This is a genomic window from Bradyrhizobium sp. LTSPM299, from assembly GCF_000938235.1.
Taxonomy (GTDB): Bacteria; Pseudomonadota; Alphaproteobacteria; order Rhizobiales; family Xanthobacteraceae; genus Bradyrhizobium.
On sequence record NZ_JYMU01000004.1, the window covers coordinates 1 to 22,500 of the forward strand.

A 22,500-nucleotide genomic window follows, 5' to 3' on the forward strand; every position below is an offset into this window, starting at 1 on the left:
CGACCAAGTATTGGCTATCGACGCTGCCAGCCAATATCGGCTTCCGCGAACTCGTCGATCTTGCCAAGCTGCGCTGGCGCATCGAGCGCGACTATCAGGAGCTCAAACAAGAGGTCGGGCTCGGTCACTATGAGGGCCGCGGATGGCTCGGCTTCCACCATCACGCCACGCTTTGCATTGCAGCTTACGGATTCCTGATCGCCGAGCGGGCGACGATTCCCCCCTCAGGACCTCGTTCTGCCACGCCGTTCCAGACACCTCGCTTACCCGACAATTACCGACCCAGAGGATCCGCCATCGCGGCCTGAACGCCACACCCCCAACTCGATCGCAACCATGCGTCTACGCCTGATCCGAGCGATCATCAAAACCTTGCCGCGATGTCCATGTTGTGGCGCCATCGCAGCAGGCGGACGACGATGAAAACTCATGACGCAGTAAGATTAGTTAGCCGAAGGCGTAACCCACCACGTCCTCGCGAGGAAGATGGTGGGTTACGCTTGCGCTAACCCACCCTGCGTATCTCTACGAATCCCCGGCATCCTGCAGCGGGTGGCGGGCCGGATGGGCATCGTGCAGCATCACGGCAAGCTGGTGCAGTGGCGCATCGCGAAAACCCTGCTTCTCGATCGCAGCCACCGTCGAGAGCACATAGTCGCGATTGTTGCCGGAGCGGCCGTGGCCCTGCTGCACGAAGCGTAGCTGCTCCGAGAGCGACAGCCGTCCGGCATATTGCACATGGCCGCGATCGACCACATAGGCGAGAGCACTAACCCGCTGCTGCGCCTCGTTCTCGAGCCACACCGAGCGCATCACCTCGCGATAGACATTGGTGGTCTGCTCGCGTGCGCGCAAATAGGCGATGGTGTCATTGCGACGTGTTGCTGCGACACGAAACGCGATGCCGCGGCAGGCGCCGCCGCGGTCGAGCCCGAGCACCAGGCCGGGCTTTTCCGGGGTGCCGCGGTGATCGAAGGAGTAGACGCAGAGCGCGCGGTGCTCGCCGATCAGCCGCGCCGGCACCTGTTCGATGAACTCAAAGCCCGGCTTCCACATCAGCGAGCCGTAGCCGAACACCCAGAGGTCGCCGTCGGACAGGTCAGGGGAGGGAGCGTTTGCAGGCATTGAGGTGAGGGGCTATCAGAACACGCGGGGGAAACGAAGTGAATTCCTAGCGCTTTCAGCGCCGCTTTGCCGCTTCGATTTTGACAAATTCGCCCGCCAAAGGACGCCGCATGTCTGACATGACCATTGCACCGCGCCGGCGCTCGCGTTTCGGCCTCTATTTCGTCCCCGTCCTGGTCCTGATCGCCGCGGTGGCGTGGACCGGATTCTGGTTCTATGCCGCCTCCCAAGTCGGCGTGCAGGCCGACGCATGGCGGGCCCAGGAGGCCAAGGCCGGCCGTGACTATGATTGCGGCAACCGCTCGGTGGCGGGTTACCCGTTCCGGCTCGAGATCCGCTGCGAGGACCCGAGCGTGATGCTGGTCTCGCAGACCGCCTCGCCGCAGACAGCGTTCGTGGCGCGGCTCGCCGAGATCCTGGTGGTGGCGCAGATCTACGATCCCAAGCTCGTGATCGCGGAATTCAAGGCGCCGGCGACGCTCGCCGAGCACGGCGCGCCGCCGTCGCTGTCGATCAACTGGAGCAAGGGCCGCAGCAGCGTGGTCGGCCTGCCGGCAGTGCCGCAGCGTGCCTCGCTGGTGTTCGACGATCTCGCCATCGACCGGATCGGCGGCGCGACGCCGGCACCGGTTGCGCGCGCGGGTCATGTCGAGCTGCACGGCCGGCAGGTCGACGGACCGACCCCGGACAATCCGGCGATTGAAACTGTGCTGCAGATCGCCGGCGGCACCCTGCAGGATGTGCATCCGCTGCTGACCCAGCCGTTCAACGCCGACATCCATGCGCGGCTGAACGGCTTGAAGGATTTTTCGCCGAAACCGTGGCCGCAGCGCTTCCGCGAGATCCAGGCCGCCGGCGGCAGCATCGAGATCATGCAGTCGCGGATCGAGCAGGGCGATCTGCTCTCGGTCGCCGCCGGCACGCTGCGTCTCAACGCCAATGGCCGCATCGACGGCGAGCTGCAGATGACGGTCGCCGGCCTCGAGCGCGTGATCCCCGCGCTCGGCATCGACAAGATGCTGGATGAGGGCGTGCCGCAGGCAACGCTGGATCGCGTCGCGCCGGGCGTGAAGAGCCAGGACATCAGCAATCTGTTCGGTGCGCTCGATCGCGCGCTTCCCGGGCTCGGCAAGGCGATCAAGCAGAACGCCAATGCCGGCCTGACTGCGGGCATCAATTCGCTTGGCACCGACGCCGTGCTCGAGGGCAAGAAGGCCCGCAGCTTCCCGCTGCGCTTCGCCGACGGCGCGGTGCTTTTGGGCCCGCTGAAGGTCGGACAGATTCCGCCGCTGTTCTGAGCGGGACTCCTTTTATTCCTCACGCGCGGTATCGCGGATTGCGGCGAAGTATTCCCGCCGCCACGATGAGAAAAACGTGATCGGAATCTTACGCGCATCAGCGAATATCGCCGTCTGATCGCCGCTCTCTCCCACCGGGGAAACAATCTGGTGTGGGAGGCGACCTATGAGAGTACTCACGGGAATCTTGCTCGGCGGCATCCTGGTGGCGGCGAGTCCCGCATGGGCTGACGACGATGCGTCGGACTTGCGTGCGCTGAAGGCGCGCCTGAAGCAGCTCGAGCAGCGCATGGACTCGCAGGCGCGCAAGCAGGAGGTGCAGGCCTCCAAGGCGGACGCGCAGATCGCGACCAAGGCGCCGTCGGCGTTCGACCCCTGTGTATCAGGCAAGCTCTGTTACAAGGGCGTCAGCCTCACCTTCGGCGGCTGGATCGATCTCACCGGCATCTATCGCAGCCGCAATCTCGCCTCCGATACCGGCTCGGTCTTCAATTTCATCCCGTTCCCGCAGAGCAAGAACTACAACACCGGCGAGCAGCGTTTTTCTGCGCGGCAGACCCGCTTCTCGGTGCTTGCCGAAGCCGACGCGACGGCGAACACCCATATCGCGGGCTTCGGCGAGATCGATTTCGAAGGCGCGGCGCAGACCGCAAATTCGGTCGCGACCAACTCCTATAATCCGCGGCTGCGGCAGGCGAGCATTGAGATCGACCGCACCGATCTCGGCCTGCATGTTCTCGCCGGCCAGACCTGGTCGCTGAATGCGCCGAGCAAGGCGGGCATCGACCCGCGCGTGGCCGAGACGCCCGGCGTGATCGATTTCGAACTGGTGCCGGGCTTTCTCGGAGCGCGGCAACCCGGCGTGCGCGTCTGGCAGGATATCGGGCCCGAGTTCAAGCTCGCCGTTTCGGCCGAGAATCCGCAGACATCGTTCTTCGGCGGCAACACACCGCTGGTCGGCACGCCGGCGGCCGGGCCGCAGGGCGTGCTGAATCCGAACCTGCTGGTGAACCTGACCGGGCCGGGCGGCAGCTTCTTCAACAACGCGAACAATGTCAGCTTGAACCACATCCCTGATATCACCGTGAAAGCGGCGTGGGATCCGCGGCTCGGGCCTTACAGACTGCATGTCGAGGGCTGGGCGGAGTATCGCGACTTCTACGATCGTTTCAACTTCGCCAATCACGACGTCAACACCGTAAGCTTCGGCGGTCACCTCTCGGCCGAGATCGTGCCGAAGACGCTGGACGTGCAGGCCTCGGCCTCCTACGGCGCGCTCGGCCGCTTCACGGCAACCCCGTTTCCGGACGTGACTGTGCGGCAGGACGGCTCGATGCAGCCATTGCCGATCACGGCATTCCTTGTGGGGACGGTCTGGCATACGACACCATCGCTCGATCTCTATGCCTATGCGGGTCTGGAGAAGACCAAGGCGACGTTCTCCGATGTCGGGACGGTGCCGTTCGGCTACGGCAATCCGCTCTACAACAATCTCGGCTGCAACACCGAAAACTCGCCGGCCGCGACCTGCAACGGCAATACCTCGGAGGTCAGGCAGTACACCGCGGGCTTCTACGACACGATCTTCAAGGGCACCTACGGCACCATCAAGGCCGGCGCCCAGTATTCCTACACCCAGCGCTTCGCGTTCTCAGGCGTCGGCGGTGCGCCGAGGAGCGACGACCACATTGTGATGACGCAGATCCGGTACTACCCGTTCTAGAGCATGACGACGATGCGCGTATGTGAGGTGGGCACGCAGCTCGGGCTCCCTCGCCCCTTGCGGGGGAGGGTTGGGGAGAGGGGTAGCCCCGGGCGAGACGATCGATGAGCGCATCGCTCTCGCAATCCCTTAATGTCTTCCGTCATTGCGAGCGAAGCGAAGCAATCCATCTCTCCATACATGCGGAGCGATGGATTGCTTCGTCGCTATCGCTCCTCGCAATGACGGGCGTTTGACGTTCGAGCGCGCAACGAATTCGATGTCGTCCTGGCTTTCGCCAGGACGACGATGGGGTGATTGCCGCGCAATCAGTCTCGCATCGCACGCATCACTCCGACTTGTTCGCCAGATTCGCGTGCGGGCGGCCGAAGTCGGGGGCGGCGGAGTCCTGGCCGATCTCGACGATGCCGCGGCGGATGGCGCGGGTGCGGGTGAAATGATCGAACAGCGCCTCGCCGTCGCCGCGCCGGATCGCGCGGGTGAGTTTTGCGAGATCCTCGGTGAAGGTGCCGAGCATCTCCAGCACGGCGTCCTTGTTGGCGAGGAACACGTCGCGCCACATCGTGGGATCGGAGGCTGCGATGCGGGTGAAATCACGAAAACCGCCGGCGGAGAATTTGATCACCTCGGATTCCGTCACCTGCGCCAGCTCATCGGCAGTACCGACGATGGTGTAGGCGATCAGATGCGGCAGATGACTGGTGATCGCGAGCACGAGATCATGATGATCCGGCGTCATGATCTCGACCTTAGCGCCGAGCGCAGCCCAGAACGCGCGCAGCCGGCCAGTCGCCGCAGGATCGGTACCTTCCGGCGGCGTCAAAATGCACCAGCGGTTGATGAAGAGCTCGGGAAAGCCGGAGTCCGGGCCGGAATGCTCGGTGCCGGCGACCGGATGCGCCGGCACGAAGTGCACGCCATCAGGCAGATGCGACGCCATGTCCTTGACGACAGCGCCCTTCACCGAGCCGACGTCGGAAATGATCGCGCCGGGCTTGAGATGTTCAGCGATCTCGGCCGCGACCGGACCGCAGGCGCCGACGGGAATGCAGAGGATGACCAAATCTGCATCCTTCACCGCCTCCGCATTGGTTGCGAACACCTGGTCGACGATGCCGAGTTCGGCGACGCGGGCGCGCGTCTTCTCCGAGCGCGCGGTGGTCACGATCTCGCCGACCAGCCCTTGCGCACGGGCGCCGCGCGCAATCGAGCCGCCGATCAGGCCGAAGCCGATCAGCGCTACGCGTTTGAAGATCGGAGTTGTCGTCACGTCAACGGTCACTTTCCGGCCAGGAAGTCGCGCAGGCCCTCGACCACGAGGCGGTTGGCCTCCTCGGTGCCGATGGTCATGCGCAGCGCATGCGGCAGCTTGTAATTGTTGAGCGCCCGCAGCACCAGGCCGCGCCTGGTGAGATAGGCATCGGCCTCGGCTGCGCTCTTGCCCTTCTCGGTCGGGAAATGGATCAGCACGAAGTTCGCGACGCTCGGCGTCACCTTGAGCCCGAGCTTGCCGATCTCCTCGGTCAGCCAGTTGCGCCAGGTCTCGGTGTGAGCCTTCGACATCTGCACATGCGCGGAGTCCTCGATCGCCGCCGCCGCCGCCAGCATCGCCGGCGCCGAGACGTTGAACGGACCGCGGATGCGGTTGCAGGCGTCGACGATATGCGCCGGGCCGAACATCCAGCCGATCCGCAGTGCCGCAAGGCCGTGGATCTTCGAGAAGGTGTGCGCCACCACGGTATTCTCGGTGGTGGCCACCAGCTCGATGCCCATCTCGTAGTCGTTGCGCGAGACGTAATCGGCATAGGCGGCGTCGAGCACCAGCACCACATGCGAGGGCAGGCCGGCGTGCAACCGCTTGACCTCGTCGAACGGCAGATAGGTGCCGGTCGGATTGTTCGGGTTGGCGAGCCAGACCAGCTTGGTGCGCGGCGTCACCGCCTTAAGGATCGCATCGACATCGGCGGTGAGATTGGTCTCGGCCGCGACGACGTTCTTCGCGCCGTTCGCCATCGTCGCGATCGGGTAGACCAGGAAGCCATGGGTGGTCGAGATCGCCTCGTCACCCTGACCGAGGTAGGTATGCGCGAGCAGATTGAGGATCTCGTCGGAACCGGCGCCGCAGATGATGCGGTTGGGATCGAGACCGTAGGTGCGCCCGATCGCCTCGCGCAGCACCCGCGAGGTGCCTTCCGGATAATCCTCCAGATGGTCGACCGCGTGCTTGTAGGCCGCCATCGCCTTCGGCGACGGGCCAAACGGCGTCTCGTTGGCGGACAGTTTGAACACCTTGCGGCCCGGTTCCGGCACCGGGCTCTTGCCGGGCGTGTAGGGCGCAATATCGAGAATGCCGGGATTCGGCACGGGGCGGGACATCTTCAACTCCGGATAGGCGGGCGGCATAAGAGTCTGAATGACTTCAATTCAGGACTTTGCCGACCCATTCGTGGGAACCGTATAGCGCGTTGCGTGGCTGCCGACGAGGGCCGACGAGCGGACCGAGGCGCCGGCCTTGATCAAAGCGAGCTTGATGATCTCAAAGCCGCTCTTATGAGGGTCTTGCCCCGTGACCGAGACCAGCAGCGCCGCGCCGTCGAAGGCGGTGTCGGGCACCGCGACGATCTCGGCCAGCGGCGCCAGCGCGCGGGCGACGTCGGCGTTCCAGCCGGAGACGCGCACGCTCCACATCTGGACTTCGGTGACCATGGCGTCGTCGGCGACCCGCGAGACCACGAACACCGGCAGCGCGGCCGGATGGTCGGCGCGCTCGAGGAACGGCAGCCGCGCGATGATCTTCGGCGCGCCGTCGGCTTCGAGCGCGTTCCACCAGGGCGTGCGGCTGGAGATCGCGGAGACCAGCGCGAGGTCGCCCTTGGATTTCGCTACCGCTTCGACCGCGGCCTGTGCGCTGAAATGCGCCACATAGGGTACCACGAAGCCGAAATGAAACCGTGCCGAATCCCGCATCGCGGATTCGCCGACCGAAACGTCGGCATGCACCGCGAACGGCGCTTGGACGTAGGTGAAGGTCGAGATGATGACGCGCCAGATGCTCTCGATGGTGTCGAGCGGCAGGATACCGCGATGACGCTCGACCAGGCCGCGCATCATGCTGGCCTCGCGCGCCGGGCGAAACGCCGAGCCGACCTCCTGGGTCTGCTTGACCTGGATCAGGCGGTCGATGATGTCGCCGCGCGCCATCAGCAGGCGGTGAACCTGCTCGTCGATACTGTCAATTTCTTTGCGCAGCTCCTGCAGTGAAGGCGGCGCCGGGGGTGGCTTGGACATCGGAAAACCTTGAGGTCCGGGCGGCCCGATGCCGCGTCAGACAGGGCCCTGATTAGAAAAGACGGGCGCCGAAAGCAAAGAGAAACGTCGCGGCTCAGCCCTGCGCTGACAGGGTTAACCATGCCCCTGGGCCGGGCTGTCTTGACGACGGGAGGACCGAGGACTAGCTTTGCCGTACTCCGTGGTCATTTGAGCCGGCCGGCTTGCAGCCACGTTAAACAACTCGCTAAACAGGCCGGGGACGCATCAGCTCCCGGCCGAACCTTTTGTTCAGGCCGGTTTTTTTATGGCTTGATCTCCGTTCGAGGCCTCCCGCGTGGAGGCGAGGTCGCCTACATGAGCAACGGACGTCCGATAGCAAGCCCGCCGATCCACAGCGATGATCGCGCCCATGAGACGGATCATCCGTCGTCTTTGGTGGCGAAGTTCGGGATGGATCAGCCGTTGAAGCTCGATTGCGGCGTCGATCTCGCACCGTTCCAGATCGCCTACCAGACCTATGGCGAGCTCAACGCCGACAGGTCCAACGCGATCCTGGTCTGTCACGCGCTGACCGGCGACCAGCATGTCAACAATATCCATCCTGTCACCGGCAAGGCCGGCTGGTGGGATACGATGGTCGGTGTTGGCAAGCCGTTGGATCCCGAAAAATACTTCATCATCTGCTCCAACGTGATCGGCGGCTGCATGGGCTCGACCGGGCCGGCCTCGATCAATCCGGCTACGGCCAAGGCGTGGGGGCTCGATTTTCCGATCATCACGATCCCCGACATGGTGCGTGCGCAAGCGATGCTGATCGATCGCCTCGGCATCACGACGCTGTTCTGTGTGGTCGGCGGCTCGATGGGCGGCATGCAGGCGCTGCAATGGACCGCGGCCTACCCGGAGCGCGTGTTCTCGACGCTGGCGATCGCCTGCTCGACACGCCACTCGGCGCAGAATATCGCGTTCCATGAGCTGGGCCGACAGGCGGTGATGGCCGATCCGGATTGGCGCGGCGGCCGCTACGTCGACGAGGATACGCATCCGCACCGCGGCCTCGCGGTGGCGCGGATGGCCGCGCACATCACCTATCTCTCGGACGCCGCGCTGCATCGCAAGTTCGGGCGGCGGATGCAGGACCGCGAACTGCCGACCTTCTCGTTCGACGCCGATTTCCAGGTCGAGAGCTATCTGCGCTACCAGGGCTCGTCCTTTGTCGAGCGCTTCGACTCCAACAGCTACCTCTATCTGACCCGCGCGATGGACTATTTCGATATCGCCGGCGACCACGACGGCGTGCTGGCGAAGGCGTTCACCGGCATCAAGACGCGCTTCTGCGTGGTGTCGTTCACCAGCGACTGGCTGTTTCCGACCTCGGAATCGCGTGCGCTGGTGCACGCGCTGAACGCGTCGAGTGCGCGGGTGTCGTTTGCCGAGATCGAGACCGATCGCGGCCACGACGCCTTCCTGCTCGACGTGCCCGAATTCCTCGATATCGTCCGCGCCTTCCTGCACTCCGCAGGCAAGGCGCGCGGACTTAACGATAGCGACGGCCAATCATGAACATCCAGCAGACATTGCCATTGCAGGGCGTCGCGCCCGAGCGAACCGGAAGCTATCGCACCGACCATCTGCTGGTCGCTGACATGGTTGCGCCGGGCTCGCGCGTGCTCGACGTCGGCTGCGGTGACGGCGAGTTGCTGCAATTGTTCGAGAGCCGCGGCATCGACGGGCGCGGCATCGAGTTGTCGCGCGAGGGCGTCAACCGCTGCGTCGCCAAGGGGCTGGCGGTGGTGCAGGGCGACGCCGATACCGATCTCGTCAACTATCCCGACGATGCCTTCGACTACGTGATCCTGTCGCAGACGCTACAGGCGACGCGGCAACCGAGGGTGGTGCTGGAAAACCTGCTGCGCATCGGCCAGCGCGCCATCGTCTCGTTCCCGAATTTCGGCTTCTGGAAGATGCGGCTGCAGCTCCTGATCGGCGGCCACATGCCGCGCACCGAGAACCTGCCGGCGACCTGGTACGACACATCAAACATCCATTTCTGCACCATCAAGGATTTTGTGGAGCTGTGCGGCGAGATCAACGTCAAGATGGAGCGCGCGGTCGCGCTCGATCTCTACGGCCGTCCGGTGCCGCTCAATCTGCCCTGGTGGGTCTGGAATATGTTCGGCGAGCAGGGCGTGTTCCTGCTCAGCCGGGGCACGAAAGGGAAGTGATTGCCTTTGGCGTCATTCCGGGATGGTCCGAAGGACCAGACCCGGAATCTCGAGATTCCGGGTTCGATGCGTTGCATCGCCCCGGAATGACGGCTCACACCGGCGCCGCCACCATCGACCTCGGATCGCGCACCGGCCAGCGTCCGGCCTCCACCAGCGCGATGAAGCGCTCCACCATCTCGTTGAACAAGGCCGGCTCTTCGAGATTGAGCACGTGTCCCGCCTTCGGAAAGAAGGCGAGGCCCGCGGCCGGCAAATGCTTCTTCAGGAATAGGCTCGGCGCGATGCAATTGTCGTCCTCGTCGCCACACAGGATCAGCGCCGGCGTCGGCACGCGTCGGATCGCTTCCGTCATGGTGTAGATCGAGGGCCGGCCGCCTTGAAAGCTGCGCATCGTGTTCGCCGAACCCTTGGCATCATGGCGCGCCAGCGCGGCGTAGAAATCGGCGTGGCCGCGCGGATCCTTCAGCAGGAACGGGATCCGGCTCGGCGCCTCGCGCGTCACCTTCGCAACCTCGACGGAGCCGATCGCCTCGTACTGCGCGGCATTGGCGCGGCACTGCGCGCGGAAAGCGTCGAGGTTCTCGAGGGCCGAGCCGGAGCCGACCGCGGCCAGCGTCATCGAAAGCGCGCGCTCCGGCGCGTTGAGGCCGATCTGCAACGAGGAATACGAGCCCATCGAGAGGCCGACGAAATGCGCCTTGTCGATCTTGAGGTGATCGAGCACCGCGAGCGCATCGGTATAGAAATGCTGGTAGGTGTAGACGTCTGCAGTCGGCGGAACGTCGGACGGCGTGTAGCCGCGCGCCGAATAGGCGATGCAGCGGTGCCCGCGCGAGAAGTAGCGCAGCTGCGGTTCCCAGTTGGTGTGATCAGCCGCGAATTCGTGCAGGAAAATGATCGGGGTTCCGTGGCCGGCCTCTTCGAAATATAGGCGGACATTATCTTTCGTCATGGCACGGGGCATTGAACCTTCCTCTCGTGGGTCGGCTCCAGATTTGCAGTTAATTTCCGAGGCTGCAATGCGGCAGTTCCGGTTCTTTTTCGTCATCGAATCATCGCGGAATGACCCAGAAATCGTTGTCGCAGCGCCGCATGAAATCGTCCTCCCGCCACATCCCGGCACTCAAAACCACCGCCGCGTTTCGCAAGGAACGTGGTCGGGGAACCGGGGGTGTTACAGAGGATCTCATCGAGTATGGTTCAGTTGCTTGCGTATCGCCGGTCGCTTCGTCTTGTCGCGCTGGCTCTGGTTTCGCTCACTCTCGCCCTCATTTCAGCCGCTCCGGCTTCGGCACGACCGTATCATTCGCGTCACGCGCATTCGGCCCATGCCGGCTATCATGCGCGGCACTATGCCCGTCACCACTATCGGCATGCGGCACGGCTGTCGCGCGCGGAGCGTGGCGCCGAGCAGACGTTCGGCTTCGCTGACGCCAATGCGGCCGCGATGTCCGGCGCGACGGTGCCCAACACCGGCGGTGTGGCGGAAGCAAGCAGCTTCGGCTCGTCCGGCATCGTCTCTGAAGCGCGCCAATATATCGGCGGCAACCCGACCGGTCGCGGCAGCCTTTGGTGCGCACGGTTCATGAACATGGTGCTGCAGAAATCCGGCTATCATGGCACCGGCTCCGACATGGCGAGCTCGTTCGCCAAATACGGTCAGCGCATTTCAGGCCCGCAGGTCGGCGCCATCGCCGTGATGGGCCGCCGCGGCGGCGGTCATGTCGGCATCATCACCGGCGTCGATGCGAACGGAAATCCGATCATGATCTCCGGCAACAACGGCAACCGCGTTCGCGAGGCGCCGGTGTCGCGCGGCCGGATCTATGCCTATGTGATGCCGACGAACTGAATTGTCGTTGCCGGCGTTGGCTCTACTCTACACCAACGTCGGCTGCTCGGCCGCGATCACATCGCCGACGGCGACCCCGCCGTCGGAGATGATCTCGGCATAGATGCCGCACTCATTGTGACCGAGGCGCTGCATCAGCGCCTGCGGGACCATGAGATCGCGCGCGCCGGTGTCGGGATCGACATTGACCGCGGCGCAACGGGTGATGCGCTTCACCACCTTCGCCCGTGCGCTGCCGATCGCAATCGTCTGATCGAGCAGGCCGGCTTCATGCCAGGCCGGCCAGCCCTCGACATAGAGGTTGGCACGGAAGCGCAACGGATGGACCGGTGCCTGCACCAGGTTCTCGATGGCGCGCAGACTTGCGAGATTGATGATGGAGATCACCTTGCGGGGGACGTCGGAGAAGCTGTGGCCGGGACTCGCCAGCACTTTCGGCGGGCCCTTGATCCTGCTGGTGTGCGTGTCGGCGAAATAGCGTTCGATCGCGGCGCGGCCCGCGGCGGTCTCGAGGTCACCCTGGGCGACCATCGCGCCATCCCGGCGCAGTGTCAGCACATGGCTGTCATCGTCGAAATGGGCGCACAGCGGCGCCAGCCACTCGTCCCGCTGCAGCATCAGGAAATGCGGCTTCGGCAGCCATTTTGGTGTGGAAGGGTCGAAACCGCTCGGACCATTCTCGATCGCGTAGCGGCGATCGGACCACAGCGTTTGGCCGACATTCAGCTCGGCACGTGACAGCGGCTCGGGCGTGAGGCCCTTGACGGGGTAACGGTAGATACCGGTGATCTTGGCTGAGGACATGCGCGTTCCTTCCAGGCGCCCGCATTATCCTGTTTGGCGGGCGAGGAAAACCGCCCCGAGACGCAGGCGATCAATCGGAACGTACAGCGCCCGGCGCGTCGAGAATCCGCTGCATGAAGACCAGATCGAGCCACCGGCCGAACTTGCGTCCGAGTTCCGGCATGCGCCCAACCTCGACAAAGCCCGCCTGCGCGTGCAGCCGCAGCGAGGCCGGATTGCCGCCGTCGATGCCCGCGATCAGGACGTGCTTGCCGAGCGCGGTGGCGGCGGCCACGAGCTCGTCGACGATGATGCGCCCGAGCCCACGGCCACGATGGTCGGCGTGGATGTAGACGCTGTGCTCGACGCAGTAGCGGTAGCCCGGAAAGGCCCTGAAATCGCCGAAGGTACCATAGCCGAGGACGGTCGTGCCCTCGGCGGCAACCAGCACCGGATAGCCCAGCGCCTGTCGCGCCTTCATCCAGGCCAGCCGCTCGGCCTCGGTGTCCTGTTTCTCCGTCCATACCGCGTTCGAGTTGGCGACGGCGTCATTGTAGATCGCGGTAATCGCGGGAATGTCCTGTTCGGTGGCAGGGCGGATGGTCATCACAGGTTCCTCGGCAAGTTCCTCGGATTGGGTCTTGAAGCGGGCGGATCGTCCACTATGTAAGACGATATGTCAATTACAGAGGACAAAGCCAGTGATGGCCTTGGGCGGCGAATCCGCTCCGAGCGGGAGACGCGCGGCTGGTCGCTGGCGGAACTCGCCGGGCGGGCCGACGTCTCCAAGGCGATGCTGAGCAAGATCGAGCGGACCGAGGCCAGCCCAACGGCCGCGACCCTGTCGCGGATCGCGACGGCCTACGGCCTGACCATGGCCGCCCTGTTCGAGGCGGTCGCGCCCGTCCATGCCCGTCTCCAGCGCGCCAAGGATCAGCCCGTGTGGCGCGATCCGAAGGCGGCTTATCTGCGGCGGCAGGTGTTTCTTCATCCTGCCAATCCGCTCGAACTGGTGGAGATCGAACTGCCTGCCCGTCAGGAGGTCGGCTTTCCCGCCAGTGCCTATCACCTGATCCGTCAGGTGGTCTGGGTCATCAGTGGACGCCTCACCCTGATGGAGGGGGCTATCAGCCACGAGCTTGCCGCGGGCGACCGGGTCGAGCTTGGCCCGCCATCGGACATTGTCTTCCGTAACGAGACTGCTCAGTCCTGCCGCTACCTTGTCGCTGTCGTGCGGCGCTGACTGATTCACCGGGCGAAATCGCGAGCTTTGGCTCTTCCGTTTTGAAACCAAGTGCCCACATCTGTGGCAAGCCTGAAAAATGATGGCGACGACCAGAGGCTGGTTGAGGAACGTCAACGCGGCCCGCGGAAACCCAATGAAGATGCTGGAACCATGCCTGATAGGGTGGTGACGGCAGGCCGAGGGAAAACGAATGAATATTGAGAAGTACACCGAGCGTGCGCGCGGATTTATCCAGTCTGCCCAGTCGCTCGCAATGCGCGATGGCCACCAGCAATTCTCGCCGTTGCATCTGCTGAAAGTGCTGCTGGACGACAGCGAGGGGCTCGCCGGCGGTCTGATCGACCGCGCTGGGGGACACTCTCGCGCAATCCTGAAAGCGACCGAAGAGGCGCTGGGCAAGCTTCCGAAGGTCTCGGGCAATGGTGCCGGGCAGGTTTACCTGGCCCCGGAGCTGGCGCGCGCCTTCGATGCGGCGGAGAAGGCCGCCGACAAGGCCGGCGACAGCTTCGTCACCGTGGAGCGGCTGCTGCTCGGGCTCGCGCTCGAGAAGAACAGCGAGGCCGCCAACATCCTCAGCAAGGGTGGCGTCACCCCGCAAAACCTCAACGCGGCGATCGAATCGCTGCGCAAGGGCCGCACGGCTGACTCTGCGACCGCGGAGAATGCCTATGACGCGCTGAAGAAATATTCCCGTGATCTCACGCAAGCGGCACGTGACGGCAAGCTCGACCCGGTGATCGGCCGCGACGAGGAGATCCGCCGCACCATTCAGGTGCTGTCGCGGCGAACCAAGAACAATCCCGTGCTGATCGGCGAGCCCGGCGTCGGCAAGACCGCGATCGTCGAGGGGCTGGCGCTGCGTATCCTCAATGGCGACGTGCCGGAGAGCCTGAAGGACAAGAAACTCCTGTCGCTCGATATGGGCTCGCTGATTGCGGGCGCAAAATACCGCGGTGAGTTCGAGGAGCGGCTGAAGGCCGTGCTGCAGGAGGTCACGTCCGCCGAGGGCGGCATCATCCTGTTCATCGACGAGATGCACACGCTGATCGGCGCCGGCAAGGCCGACGGCGCGATGGACGCGTCCAACCTTCTGAAGCCCGCGCTCGCCCGCGGTGAGCTGCACTGCATCGGCGCCACCACGCTCGACGAGTACCGCAAGCATGTCGAGAAGGATGCCGCGCTGGCGCGCCGGTTCCAGCCGATTTTCGTGCCTGAGCCGACCGTCGAGGATACCATTTCGATCCTGCGCGGGTTGAAAGACAAATACGAACAGCACCACGGCGTGCGCATCACCGATTCTGCGCTGGTGGCCGCGACCACGCTGTCGAATCGCTACATCACCGACCGATTCCTGCCCGACAAGGCCATCGACCTGATGGACGAGGCGGCGGCGCGGCTGAAGATGCAGGTCGATTCCAAGCCGGAAGAGCTGGATTCGATGGACCGGGAAATCATCCGGCTCAAAATCGAGCAGGAGGCTTTGAAAAAGGAAAGCGATCCCGGCTCCAAGAGCCGGCTGCAGACCTTGGAAAAGGAACTCGCCGATCTCGAGGAGAAATCGGCGGCGCTGACCTCGCGCTGGAGCGCGGAGAAGAACAAGCTCTCCAACGCGCAAAAGCTGAAGAGCGAACTCGATGCCCTGCGCACCGAACTTGCCAACGCGCAACGCAAAGGCGAATTCCAGCGTGCGGGTGAGCTCGCCTATGGGCGGATCCCAGAGCTTGAGAAGCGGCTCGCCGATACCGAGGCCAACGAAAACGCTGGCGAGATGATGGAGGAGGCGGTGACCGCCAACCATATTGCGCAGGTCGTCTCGCGCTGGACCGGCGTGCCGGTCGACAAGATGCTCGAGGGCGAAAAGGACAAGCTCCTGAAGATGGAGGGCAGCCTCGCCAACCGCGTGGTCGGCCAGGCCGAAGCCGTGCGTGCGGTGGCAACCGCGGTGCGCCGGTCGCGCGCCGGGTTGCAGGACCCCAACCGGCCGATGGGCTCGTTCATGTTCTTAGGTCCCACCGGCGTCGGCAAGACCGAGCTGACCAAGGCGCTTGCGGCGTATCTGTTCAACGATGAGACCGCGATGGTCCGGCTCGACATGTCGGAATACATGGAGAAGCACTCGGTCTCGCGGCTGATCGGCGCGCCTCCGGGCTATGTCGGCTACGATGAGGGCGGTGCGCTCACCGAAGCCGTGCGGCGTCGGCCCTATCAGGTCGTGCTGTTCGACGAGATCGAGAAGGCGCATCCGGATGTCTTCAACGTGCTGCTGCAGGTGCTCGACGACGGCCGCCTGACCGATGGCCAGGGCCGCACCGTCGATTTCCGCAACACACTGATCATCATGACCTCGAACCTTGGTTCGGACTTCCTGGTGAACCAGCCGGAAGGCGAGGACACCTCAGCGGTGCGCGACCAGGTGATGGGCGTGGTGCGGGCGCATTTCAGGCCGGAGTTCCTGAACCGCGTCGACGAAATCATCCTGTTCCATCGCCTGCAGCGCAACGAGATGGGCCGGATCGTCGAGATCCAGTTCGCCCGCCTCACCAAGCTGCTGGAGGATCGCAAGATCGTGCTGGAGCTCGACGCCAAGGCGCGGGACTGTCTGGCGGACAAGGGCTGGGATCCGGCCTACGGCGCCCGCCCGTTGAAGCGCGCGATCCAGCGCAGCGTGCAGGATCCGCTGGCCGAGATGATTTTGGCCGGCGAGGTCAGGGATGGCGATCATGTCGTGATCTCGGCCAAGGGCAACGTACTGACCTTCAACGGCGAGGTGCCAAAGACCGCCGAGATCGTGCAGTTCGACGCGCCGGTTCCGAAGCGCAAGCTGAACTGACCGTTCGAGACGGACGCCCTCTCCGCAAGCCGCGGGGAGGGCGCTCGATCTTAGCGGTTGCTGATGGAGCGGGTCTGTGGCGTGGCGATACTCGTCGCCTCGGAGACGACGCGCGAACTGCCGCGGCTGTTCATCTGGGCGTCGACCCGGTCGCGCTCCTTCTCGAAGCTCGCCATCATCGGGCCTTCGAGCGAGCGGCCGCGCGGCAGTTTCACGCGCATCGGGTCGACAAAGCGGCCGTTGACCAGGATTTCGTAATGGACGTGGGGACCGGTCGATTGGCCGGTCGAACCGACGAAGCCGATCACCTGGCCCTGCCGCACCTTCTTGCCGATCTCCATGCCCTTGGCGAAGGCCGACATGTGGCCATAGGCCGTCTCGTAGCCATTGGCGTGCTTGATGCGGATATATTTGCCGTAGCCGCCCTCGGGGCCGACCTTCTCGAGCACGCCGTTGCCGGAGGCGAAGATCGGCGTGCCATAGGCGGTCGCCCAGTCGACGCCGGTGTGCATCTTCACATAGCCGAGGATCGGGTGACGGCGGCCGCCGAAGCCCGAACGCATGATCGCGTTGGCGACGGGCTTGCGCACCAGGAACTTCTTGGCGCTCTTGCCGGTCTCGTCATAGTAGTCGACCAGTCCGTCGTCGGAGCTCTGGAAGCGGTAATATTTCTTGGTCTCGCCGCCCACGGTCAGCGAGGCGTACAGCACCTCGGTCTTTTCGGTGCTGGCAACGCCCTCGTCCTCGCCGGCATAGAACACGTCGAAGGAATCGCCGGGCTGCACCTTGCGCTGGAAGTCGACGTCATAGGAATAGATCTTGACCATGTCCTCGATGATGGTCGACGGCACCTTGTTGCGCAGCGCTGTCTCGTAGATGCTCTGATAGAGCCGCACGCCGGTACCATCATCCTCGTCATCGTCGTCCTTGGAATTATCCGCGGTGTCGGTGACGGTGTTCATGCTCTGCACGTCAACGGCGACATATTTGCCCATATCGGACAGCGCGGCGACGGCTTCGACGACCGAATCATTGGCGACGATCACGCGATAGGGCTGGAGCCGGAGTCCCGGGGCGGATGGCGCCATCAGGATCCGCACCTTCTGGCCTTCCTTCAGGCCGCCGTCGCGGCCGCGGGGGCCAAGCGTTGCCGCAATGGCCTTGGCCTCGTCGGGGGTTGCGCCTTGATCGCGCAGGATCGAGGAGATCGAGTCGCCCTTCTTGACGACGTGAACCCGTTCGCCGGTCGGATTGCCGCCGGTGACCTGATCCTTTGTCTTCGGCAGCAGGGTGACGTTCTCCGGCACCACGCGGGTCTCGAAGCCGGCATAGGGATCGGAGACATTGCCCTCGCTGGCGTAAGCCATCTTCATGTCGGGGCCGGAGCCGGTTGCGTCGGCCGCGGCATTGGCGAGTGTGTAGCGCACCGATCCGCCGGCGCCACGCCAGTTGGCGGCATCGCGCACCCGCATCAGGACGTCGTCGAGCGCGACGACGGCGGCGAGCTTCGCCTTCGGCAGCACGGTCGCGAGATCCTTGGTAACGAAGGAGACCTCGGCGTCGGGCTCGGCGGCGTCGGCCGCGTTTGCGTTCGGATCCTCGGCCGTGATCGACGTTTCGGCGCCGACGTCAGTCAGCATGCGCTGCGCGTTGAACGGCGGGATCTTGGCCGACAGGTCGCTCGTGGTCATCGAGAGATTGCCGGAAATACGGATGAAAGGCCGTACCCGCATCACGTCGCGATTGCCGACGCGTGTGACGGTCGAAACGCGCACCATGCTGCGGGAGGCCGAGGACTCGCTCGGCGGCGGCAGGCGATCGCCCTTGTGCAGGCTGACGACCCGATCATTGGCGCCGAATGCGCCGCGCAGCGCGCCCTCGACGCGCTCCGGCACCTTGGCGAAAGTCATCTCGCCGTCGAGCGACGCAAAAACGGCGCCGCCGATAAGAGCCGCGCCGCACAGACCGGTGAGAATAGTGCCGCTGAACCACTGCACGGAGACACGGCGGCGATCGATCACCGCAGCCTCGGTGCCGTCGACGGAAAGCGGCGGTTCATGACCGAGATCGATCATCCCGGTCTCGCGCCCAAAGCCGCTCCCGCGTGACGCCCGTTGGCTCAACCCTGTATCCCCCCAAATTCCATCAACATGCGATCGCTCTCAGCTCGTCCTCGTACCCTGCCTTTAACCCCTTAGAAAGGGTTTGCGGCAGCGTGGCGAGCCACACGCATCAAAGTCCGGGAGACGAAGGCCATTGGTTAGCCGCTATCTCGAACGTCAATGGTGTGCAGATCTCTCGATGTTGCTCGGCCGTGAGGGGAAGAGGCGACGGGTTCTTGGAGAAATCGCCTGGTCCCCCGAAAAAACCACCCGAGGCCCCACAGGTTTCGAGCGGTTCGTTGCTTACGTTATAGCCAGAACGTCGCAGGATTATGGCTCAAGTGCGGCGCAAGGTCCCCAAAAATCAGGACTTTTCCGCACCTGAAAAAAGTTTGTCGTCGTGCGACGTTTTCTTGACGATCAGTGTTGACAGGTCCGAAGGGGCGGGCCTATAAGACACCCACTGAGCGCGGCGCTGCATTGGCCCACCGGCCAAGGCAAGCATTCGCGCCCTTTATGCTCCTCAACTCGTCGAGCGAAACAGCAGCCGGTGTAAATCGGTTGTGAATCGCCGTCGGATGAGGGGCTCAGATCCACCCAATAGGGTGTGGGACCTTCGGATCCCGGGCTGTTTGACAAGTGAAGATGAAGAAAGAGAAACGTGGACGGCGGAGTCCTTGCGTCTCTCGGAATACTTGAAAGCTTCGGCTTTTGACGTTCTGAGGGTGGACGAAAGACTTCGGCGGTACACGTTTTAAAGGTTACACCATCGTTGCCAACGATGTGAATCGTGGGCAGCTCGTCAGCTTCGGTTGATGAAAAATGGTGGGACCTCGTCAAAACGTTGTGATCAGCCGGTTCAAGGTTTCAAGTCCAACTTGAGAGTTTGATCCTGGCTCAGAGCGAACGCTGGCGGCAGGCTTAACACATGCAAGTCGAGCGGGCATAGCAATATGTCAGCGGCAGACGGGTGAGTAACGCGTGGGAACGTACCTTTTGGTTCGGAACAACACAGGGAAACTTGTGCTAATACCGGATAAGCCCTTACGGGGAAAGATTTATCGCCGAAAGATCGGCCCGCGTCTGATTAGCTAGTTGGTGAGGTAACGGCTCACCAAGGCGACGATCAGTAGCTGGTCTGAGAGGATGATCAGCCACATTGGGACTGAGACACGGCCCAAACTCCTACGGGAGGCAGCAGTGGGGAATATTGGACAATGGGCGCAAGCCTGATCCAGCCATGCCGCGTGAGTGATGAAGGCCCTAGGGTTGTAAAGCTCTTTTGTGCGGGAAGATAATGACGGTACCGCAAGAATAAGCCCCGGCTAACTTCGTGCCAGCAGCCGCGGTAATACGAAGGGGGCTAGCGTTGCTCGGAATCACTGGGCGTAAAGGGTGCGTAGGCGGGTCTTTAAGTCAGAGGTGAAATCCTGGAGCTCAACTCCAGAACTGCCTTTGATACTGAAGATCTTGAGTTCGGGAGAGGTGAGTGGAACTGCGAGTGTAGAGGTGAAATTCGTAGATATTCGCAAGAACACCAGTGGCGAAGGCGGCTCACTGGCCCGATACTGACGCTGAGGCACGAAAGCGTGGGGAGCAAACAGGATTAGATACCCTGGTAGTCCACGCCGTAAACGATGAATGCCAGCCGTTAGTGGGTTTACTCACTAGTGGCGCAGCTAACGCTTTAAGCATTCCGCCTGGGGAGTACGGTCGCAAGATTAAAACTCAAAGGAATTGACGGGGGCCCGCACAAGCGGTGGAGCATGTGGTTTAATTCGACGCAACGCGCAGAACCTTACCAGCCCTTGACATCCCGGTCGCGGACTCCAGAGACGGAGTTCTTCAGTTCGGCTGGACCGGAGACAGGTGCTGCATGGCTGTCGTCAGCTCGTGTCGTGAGATGTTGGGTTAAGTCCCGCAACGAGCGCAACCCCCGTCCTTAGTTGCTACCATTTAGTTGAGCACTCTAAGGAGACTGCCGGTGATAAGCCGCGAGGAAGGTGGGGATGACGTCAAGTCCTCATGGCCCTTACGGGCTGGGCTACACACGTGCTACAATGGCGGTGACAATGGGACGCTAAGGGGCAACCCTTCGCAAATCTCAAAAAGCCGTCTCAGTTCGGATTGGGCTCTGCAACTCGAGCCCATGAAGTTGGAATCGCTAGTAATCGTGGATCAGCACGCCACGGTGAATACGTTCCCGGGCCTTGTACACACCGCCCGTCACACCATGGGAGTTGGTTTTACCTGAAGACGGTGCGCTAACCCGCAAGGGAGGCAGCCGGCCACGGTAGGGTCAGCGACTGGGGTGAAGTCGTAACAAGGTAGCCGTAGGGGAACCTGCGGCTGGATCACCTCCTTTCTAAGGATGATCCTTCAGATCGCTCACGCAATCTATCGGATCGTTTTAGAAACATTCAGGGGCCAATGATCGTAAGATCGTTGAGTTCCATTGGCGGGATTTCGCCGTCTACGTTTCTCTTTCTTCGCGGACGAACACGCGCCAGGAGCTTTCGCGCTGTGCGATGCATCGGCGCAAGCCGGTTGCGCGCCGCGGGCTTCGACGTCTCGAAAGAGATGAGCGTTAGGGGCTTGTAGCTCAGTTGGTTAGAGCGCGCGCTTGATAAGCGTGAGGTCGGAAGTTCAAGTCTTCCCAGGCCCACCACTTTGATCGAGTGCGGAGCATTCGTCTTCTGGTTACGGGGCCATAGCTCAGCTGGGAGAGCGCGTGCTTTGCAAGCATGAGGTCGTCGGTTCGATCCCGTCTGGCTCCACCAGATGGTTTCGAAGCTCGAGAGTGCCTCGACCAAATCGTCCGCGAAACATCACTTCGCATGCATTGCCTGGATAGGCAGTGACATGCGTGTTTTCTGACATCGTAAAGAGGAGATCGATCCGAGTTTGGATCTGCGAAGCAATTCGCGGGTACCATTCATAATCTCCAGATCGTTTTCGGCGCTTGTTCGTCGCACTTCATCGCAAGGTGAGTGAGATGAATGAGTCGTAAAACGATCTTTTTAGCGAAGCTTGACCGCCTCGCTATCGGTTCGATCTTAAGAAGCAAGCTGGTCTTTCTAATCAATGTCCGGCCGCGCATAACATTCATCGAGGGTGTGTGTTTTGGGGTTTCGACCTCAAGATAATTGCGCGGACTACATTCTGCCGAGTGTGTGGACATTGATAATGAGAGCAATCAAGTGCCTTAAGGGTGTTCGGTGGATGCCTTGGCGCTGAGAGGCGATGAAGGACGTGCTACGCTGCGATAAGCCGTGGGGAGCTGCGAAGAAGCTTTGATCCACGGATTTCCGAATGGGGAAACCCACCTTCGATAGCTGGAACTCCAAGATCTTGTATCTTGGGGTTTGAACAGTAATGTTTGAGACCAAGCCGCGAGGTTTTGGATTTCCAGTTATCAAGTGAAGGTATGAGACTTCCGAATAAAATAGGAGGTTTTAAGCGAACCCGGGGAACTGAAACATCTAAGTACCCGGAGGAAAGGACATCAACAGAGACTCCGTTAGTAGTGGCGAGCGAACGCGGACCAGGCCAGTGATACATCAAAGACAATCGGAACCTGTCAGGAAAGCAGGGCCTTAGAGGGTGATAGCCCCGTATGAGTAATGCGATGATGTATCCATGAGTAAGGCGGGACACGTGAAATCCTGTCTGAACACGGGGGGACCACCCTCCAAGCCTAAGTACTCCTCAGCGACCGATAGTGAACCAGTACCGTGAGGGAAAGGTGAAAAGCACCCCGACGAGGGGAGTGAAATAGACCTGAAACCGGACACCTACAAACAGATGGAGCCCAAGATACGTTCTGGGTGACATCGTACCTTTTGTATTATGGGCCAGCGACTTAATTTAACGAGCAAGCTTAAGCCGATAGGCGAAGGCGTAGCGAAAGCGAGTCTGAATAGGGCGTCAAGTTCGTTGTATTAGACCCGAAACCTAGTGATCTAGCCATGAGCAGGTTGAAGGTGAGGTAACACTCACTGGAGGACCGAACGGGTGTCTGTTGAAAAAGACTCCGATGACTT

The 22,500-nt window shown here is 62.5% G+C and carries 16 protein-coding genes, 2 tRNA genes, 2 rRNA genes and 1 riboswitch (1 of these 21 only partly in view); of the genes, 12 read left to right on the top strand and 8 right to left on the bottom strand.

What is annotated here, in order from left to right; genetic code table 11:
* A partial coding sequence (locus UP10_RS00035; RefSeq protein WP_156179577.1) for a transposase occupies positions 1-308 on the top strand: 308 nt, incomplete at its 5' end.
* A gap of 217 nt (positions 309-525) precedes the next feature.
* Here UP10_RS00035 and UP10_RS00040 read toward each other — a convergent pair.
* Entirely contained in the window at positions 526-1,125 is a 600-nt protein-coding gene (locus tag UP10_RS00040) for a gamma-glutamylcyclotransferase (RefSeq protein ID WP_044585416.1), read from the bottom strand.
* Positions 1,126-1,235: 110 nt separating this feature from the next.
* Here UP10_RS00040 and UP10_RS00045 point away from each other — a divergent pair, with 110 nt between their 5' ends.
* Both UP10_RS00045 and UP10_RS00050 read left to right on the top strand, forming a co-directional pair.
* A complete protein-coding gene (locus tag UP10_RS00045) occupies positions 1,236-2,423 on the top strand; it encodes a DUF2125 domain-containing protein (protein WP_044585417.1) in 1,188 nt (395 codons plus the stop codon).
* A gap of 166 nt (positions 2,424-2,589) precedes the next feature.
* A complete protein-coding gene (locus tag UP10_RS00050) occupies positions 2,590-4,146 on the top strand; it encodes a hypothetical protein (protein WP_245321631.1) in 1,557 nt (518 codons plus the stop codon).
* A 328-nt stretch (positions 4,147-4,474) separates the two neighbouring features.
* Here UP10_RS00050 and UP10_RS00055 read toward each other — a convergent pair whose 3' ends face one another.
* Genes UP10_RS00055 through UP10_RS00065 form a run of 3 tightly spaced genes read right to left on the bottom strand, consistent with a single transcriptional unit; the run spans position 4,475 to position 7,434 of the window.
* Positions 4,475-5,416, bottom strand: a complete 942-nt coding sequence (locus tag UP10_RS00055) for a prephenate/arogenate dehydrogenase family protein (RefSeq protein WP_044585440.1) — start codon at positions 5,414-5,416, stop codon at positions 4,475-4,477.
* An 8-nt stretch (positions 5,417-5,424) separates the two neighbouring features.
* Positions 5,425-6,522, bottom strand: coding sequence for a histidinol-phosphate transaminase (gene hisC / locus UP10_RS00060; RefSeq protein WP_044585441.1), 1,098 nt, complete (start codon positions 6,520-6,522; stop codon positions 5,425-5,427).
* 48 nt (positions 6,523-6,570) lie between these two features.
* A complete protein-coding gene (locus UP10_RS00065) occupies positions 6,571-7,434 on the bottom strand; it encodes a chorismate mutase (RefSeq protein WP_044585418.1) in 864 nt (287 codons plus the stop codon).
* Positions 7,435-7,605: 171 nt separating this feature from the next.
* A riboswitch (SAM riboswitch) is annotated at positions 7,606-7,685 on the top strand.
* A gap of 85 nt (positions 7,686-7,770) precedes the next feature.
* On the opposite strand from UP10_RS00065, the gene metX reads away from it, so the two are divergent.
* Positions 7,771-8,979 carry a homoserine O-acetyltransferase MetX gene (metX, locus tag UP10_RS00070; protein WP_044585419.1) on the top strand — a complete coding sequence of 403 codons (1,209 nt, stop codon included), beginning with the start codon at positions 7,771-7,773 and terminating at the stop codon, positions 8,977-8,979.
* A complete protein-coding gene (metW, locus tag UP10_RS00075) occupies positions 8,976-9,641 on the top strand; it encodes a methionine biosynthesis protein MetW (RefSeq protein ID WP_044585420.1) in 666 nt (221 codons plus the stop codon). Before metX ends, metW begins: the two co-directional genes overlap by 4 nt.
* Before the next feature lie 94 nt (positions 9,642-9,735).
* Here metW and UP10_RS00080 read toward each other — a convergent pair whose 3' ends face one another.
* Complete coding sequence (locus UP10_RS00080; RefSeq protein WP_044585421.1) at positions 9,736-10,608, bottom strand: alpha/beta fold hydrolase; 873 nt, start codon at positions 10,606-10,608, stop codon at positions 9,736-9,738.
* A gap of 231 nt (positions 10,609-10,839) precedes the next feature.
* On the opposite strand from UP10_RS00080, the gene UP10_RS00085 reads away from it, so the two are divergent.
* The gene (locus UP10_RS00085; RefSeq protein WP_044585422.1) at positions 10,840-11,496 is read left to right on the top strand and encodes a TIGR02594 family protein; all 657 of its coding nucleotides are present in this window, start codon (positions 10,840-10,842) and stop codon (positions 11,494-11,496) included.
* A 27-nt stretch (positions 11,497-11,523) separates the two neighbouring features.
* Here the strand turns inward: UP10_RS00085 and UP10_RS00090 are convergent, their stop codons facing one another.
* Both UP10_RS00090 and UP10_RS00095 read right to left on the bottom strand, forming a co-directional pair.
* Positions 11,524-12,300 carry an MOSC domain-containing protein gene (locus UP10_RS00090; protein WP_044585423.1) on the bottom strand — a complete coding sequence of 259 codons (777 nt, stop codon included), beginning with the start codon at positions 12,298-12,300 and terminating at the stop codon, positions 11,524-11,526.
* 70 nt (positions 12,301-12,370) lie between these two features.
* Positions 12,371-12,886 carry a GNAT family N-acetyltransferase gene (locus UP10_RS00095; RefSeq protein WP_044585424.1) on the bottom strand — a complete coding sequence of 172 codons (516 nt, stop codon included), beginning with the start codon at positions 12,884-12,886 and terminating at the stop codon, positions 12,371-12,373.
* Between the two features lie 69 nt (positions 12,887-12,955).
* Between UP10_RS00095 and UP10_RS00100 the strand changes: the two genes are divergently transcribed.
* Positions 12,956-13,522 carry a helix-turn-helix domain-containing protein gene (locus UP10_RS00100; protein WP_044585425.1) on the top strand — a complete coding sequence of 189 codons (567 nt, stop codon included), beginning with the start codon at positions 12,956-12,958 and terminating at the stop codon, positions 13,520-13,522.
* A gap of 193 nt (positions 13,523-13,715) precedes the next feature.
* On the top strand, positions 13,716-16,355 hold the full coding sequence (clpB, locus tag UP10_RS00105; protein ID WP_044585426.1) for an ATP-dependent chaperone ClpB: 2,640 nt from the start codon (positions 13,716-13,718) through the stop codon (positions 16,353-16,355).
* Between the two features lie 50 nt (positions 16,356-16,405).
* On the opposite strand, the gene UP10_RS00110 is transcribed toward clpB, so the two are convergent.
* Complete coding sequence (locus tag UP10_RS00110) at positions 16,406-18,478, bottom strand: M23 family metallopeptidase (protein ID WP_044585427.1); 2,073 nt, start codon at positions 18,476-18,478, stop codon at positions 16,406-16,408.
* Positions 18,479-19,331: 853 nt separating this feature from the next.
* Between UP10_RS00110 and UP10_RS00115 the strand changes: the two genes are divergently transcribed.
* The 4 genes from UP10_RS00115 to UP10_RS00130 all read left to right on the top strand — a co-directional run.
* A 16S ribosomal RNA gene (locus tag UP10_RS00115) occupies positions 19,332-20,822 on the top strand.
* Between the two features lie 226 nt (positions 20,823-21,048).
* A tRNA-Ile gene (locus tag UP10_RS00120) sits at positions 21,049-21,125 on the top strand.
* Positions 21,126-21,161: 36 nt separating this feature from the next.
* Positions 21,162-21,237: transfer RNA gene (locus UP10_RS00125), tRNA-Ala, on the top strand.
* A 414-nt stretch (positions 21,238-21,651) separates the two neighbouring features.
* Positions 21,652-22,500: ribosomal RNA gene (locus UP10_RS00130) — 23S ribosomal RNA — on the top strand (it continues 1,997 nt past the right edge of the window).
* Together the 16S and 23S rRNA genes with 2 tRNA genes alongside form the textbook arrangement of a ribosomal RNA operon.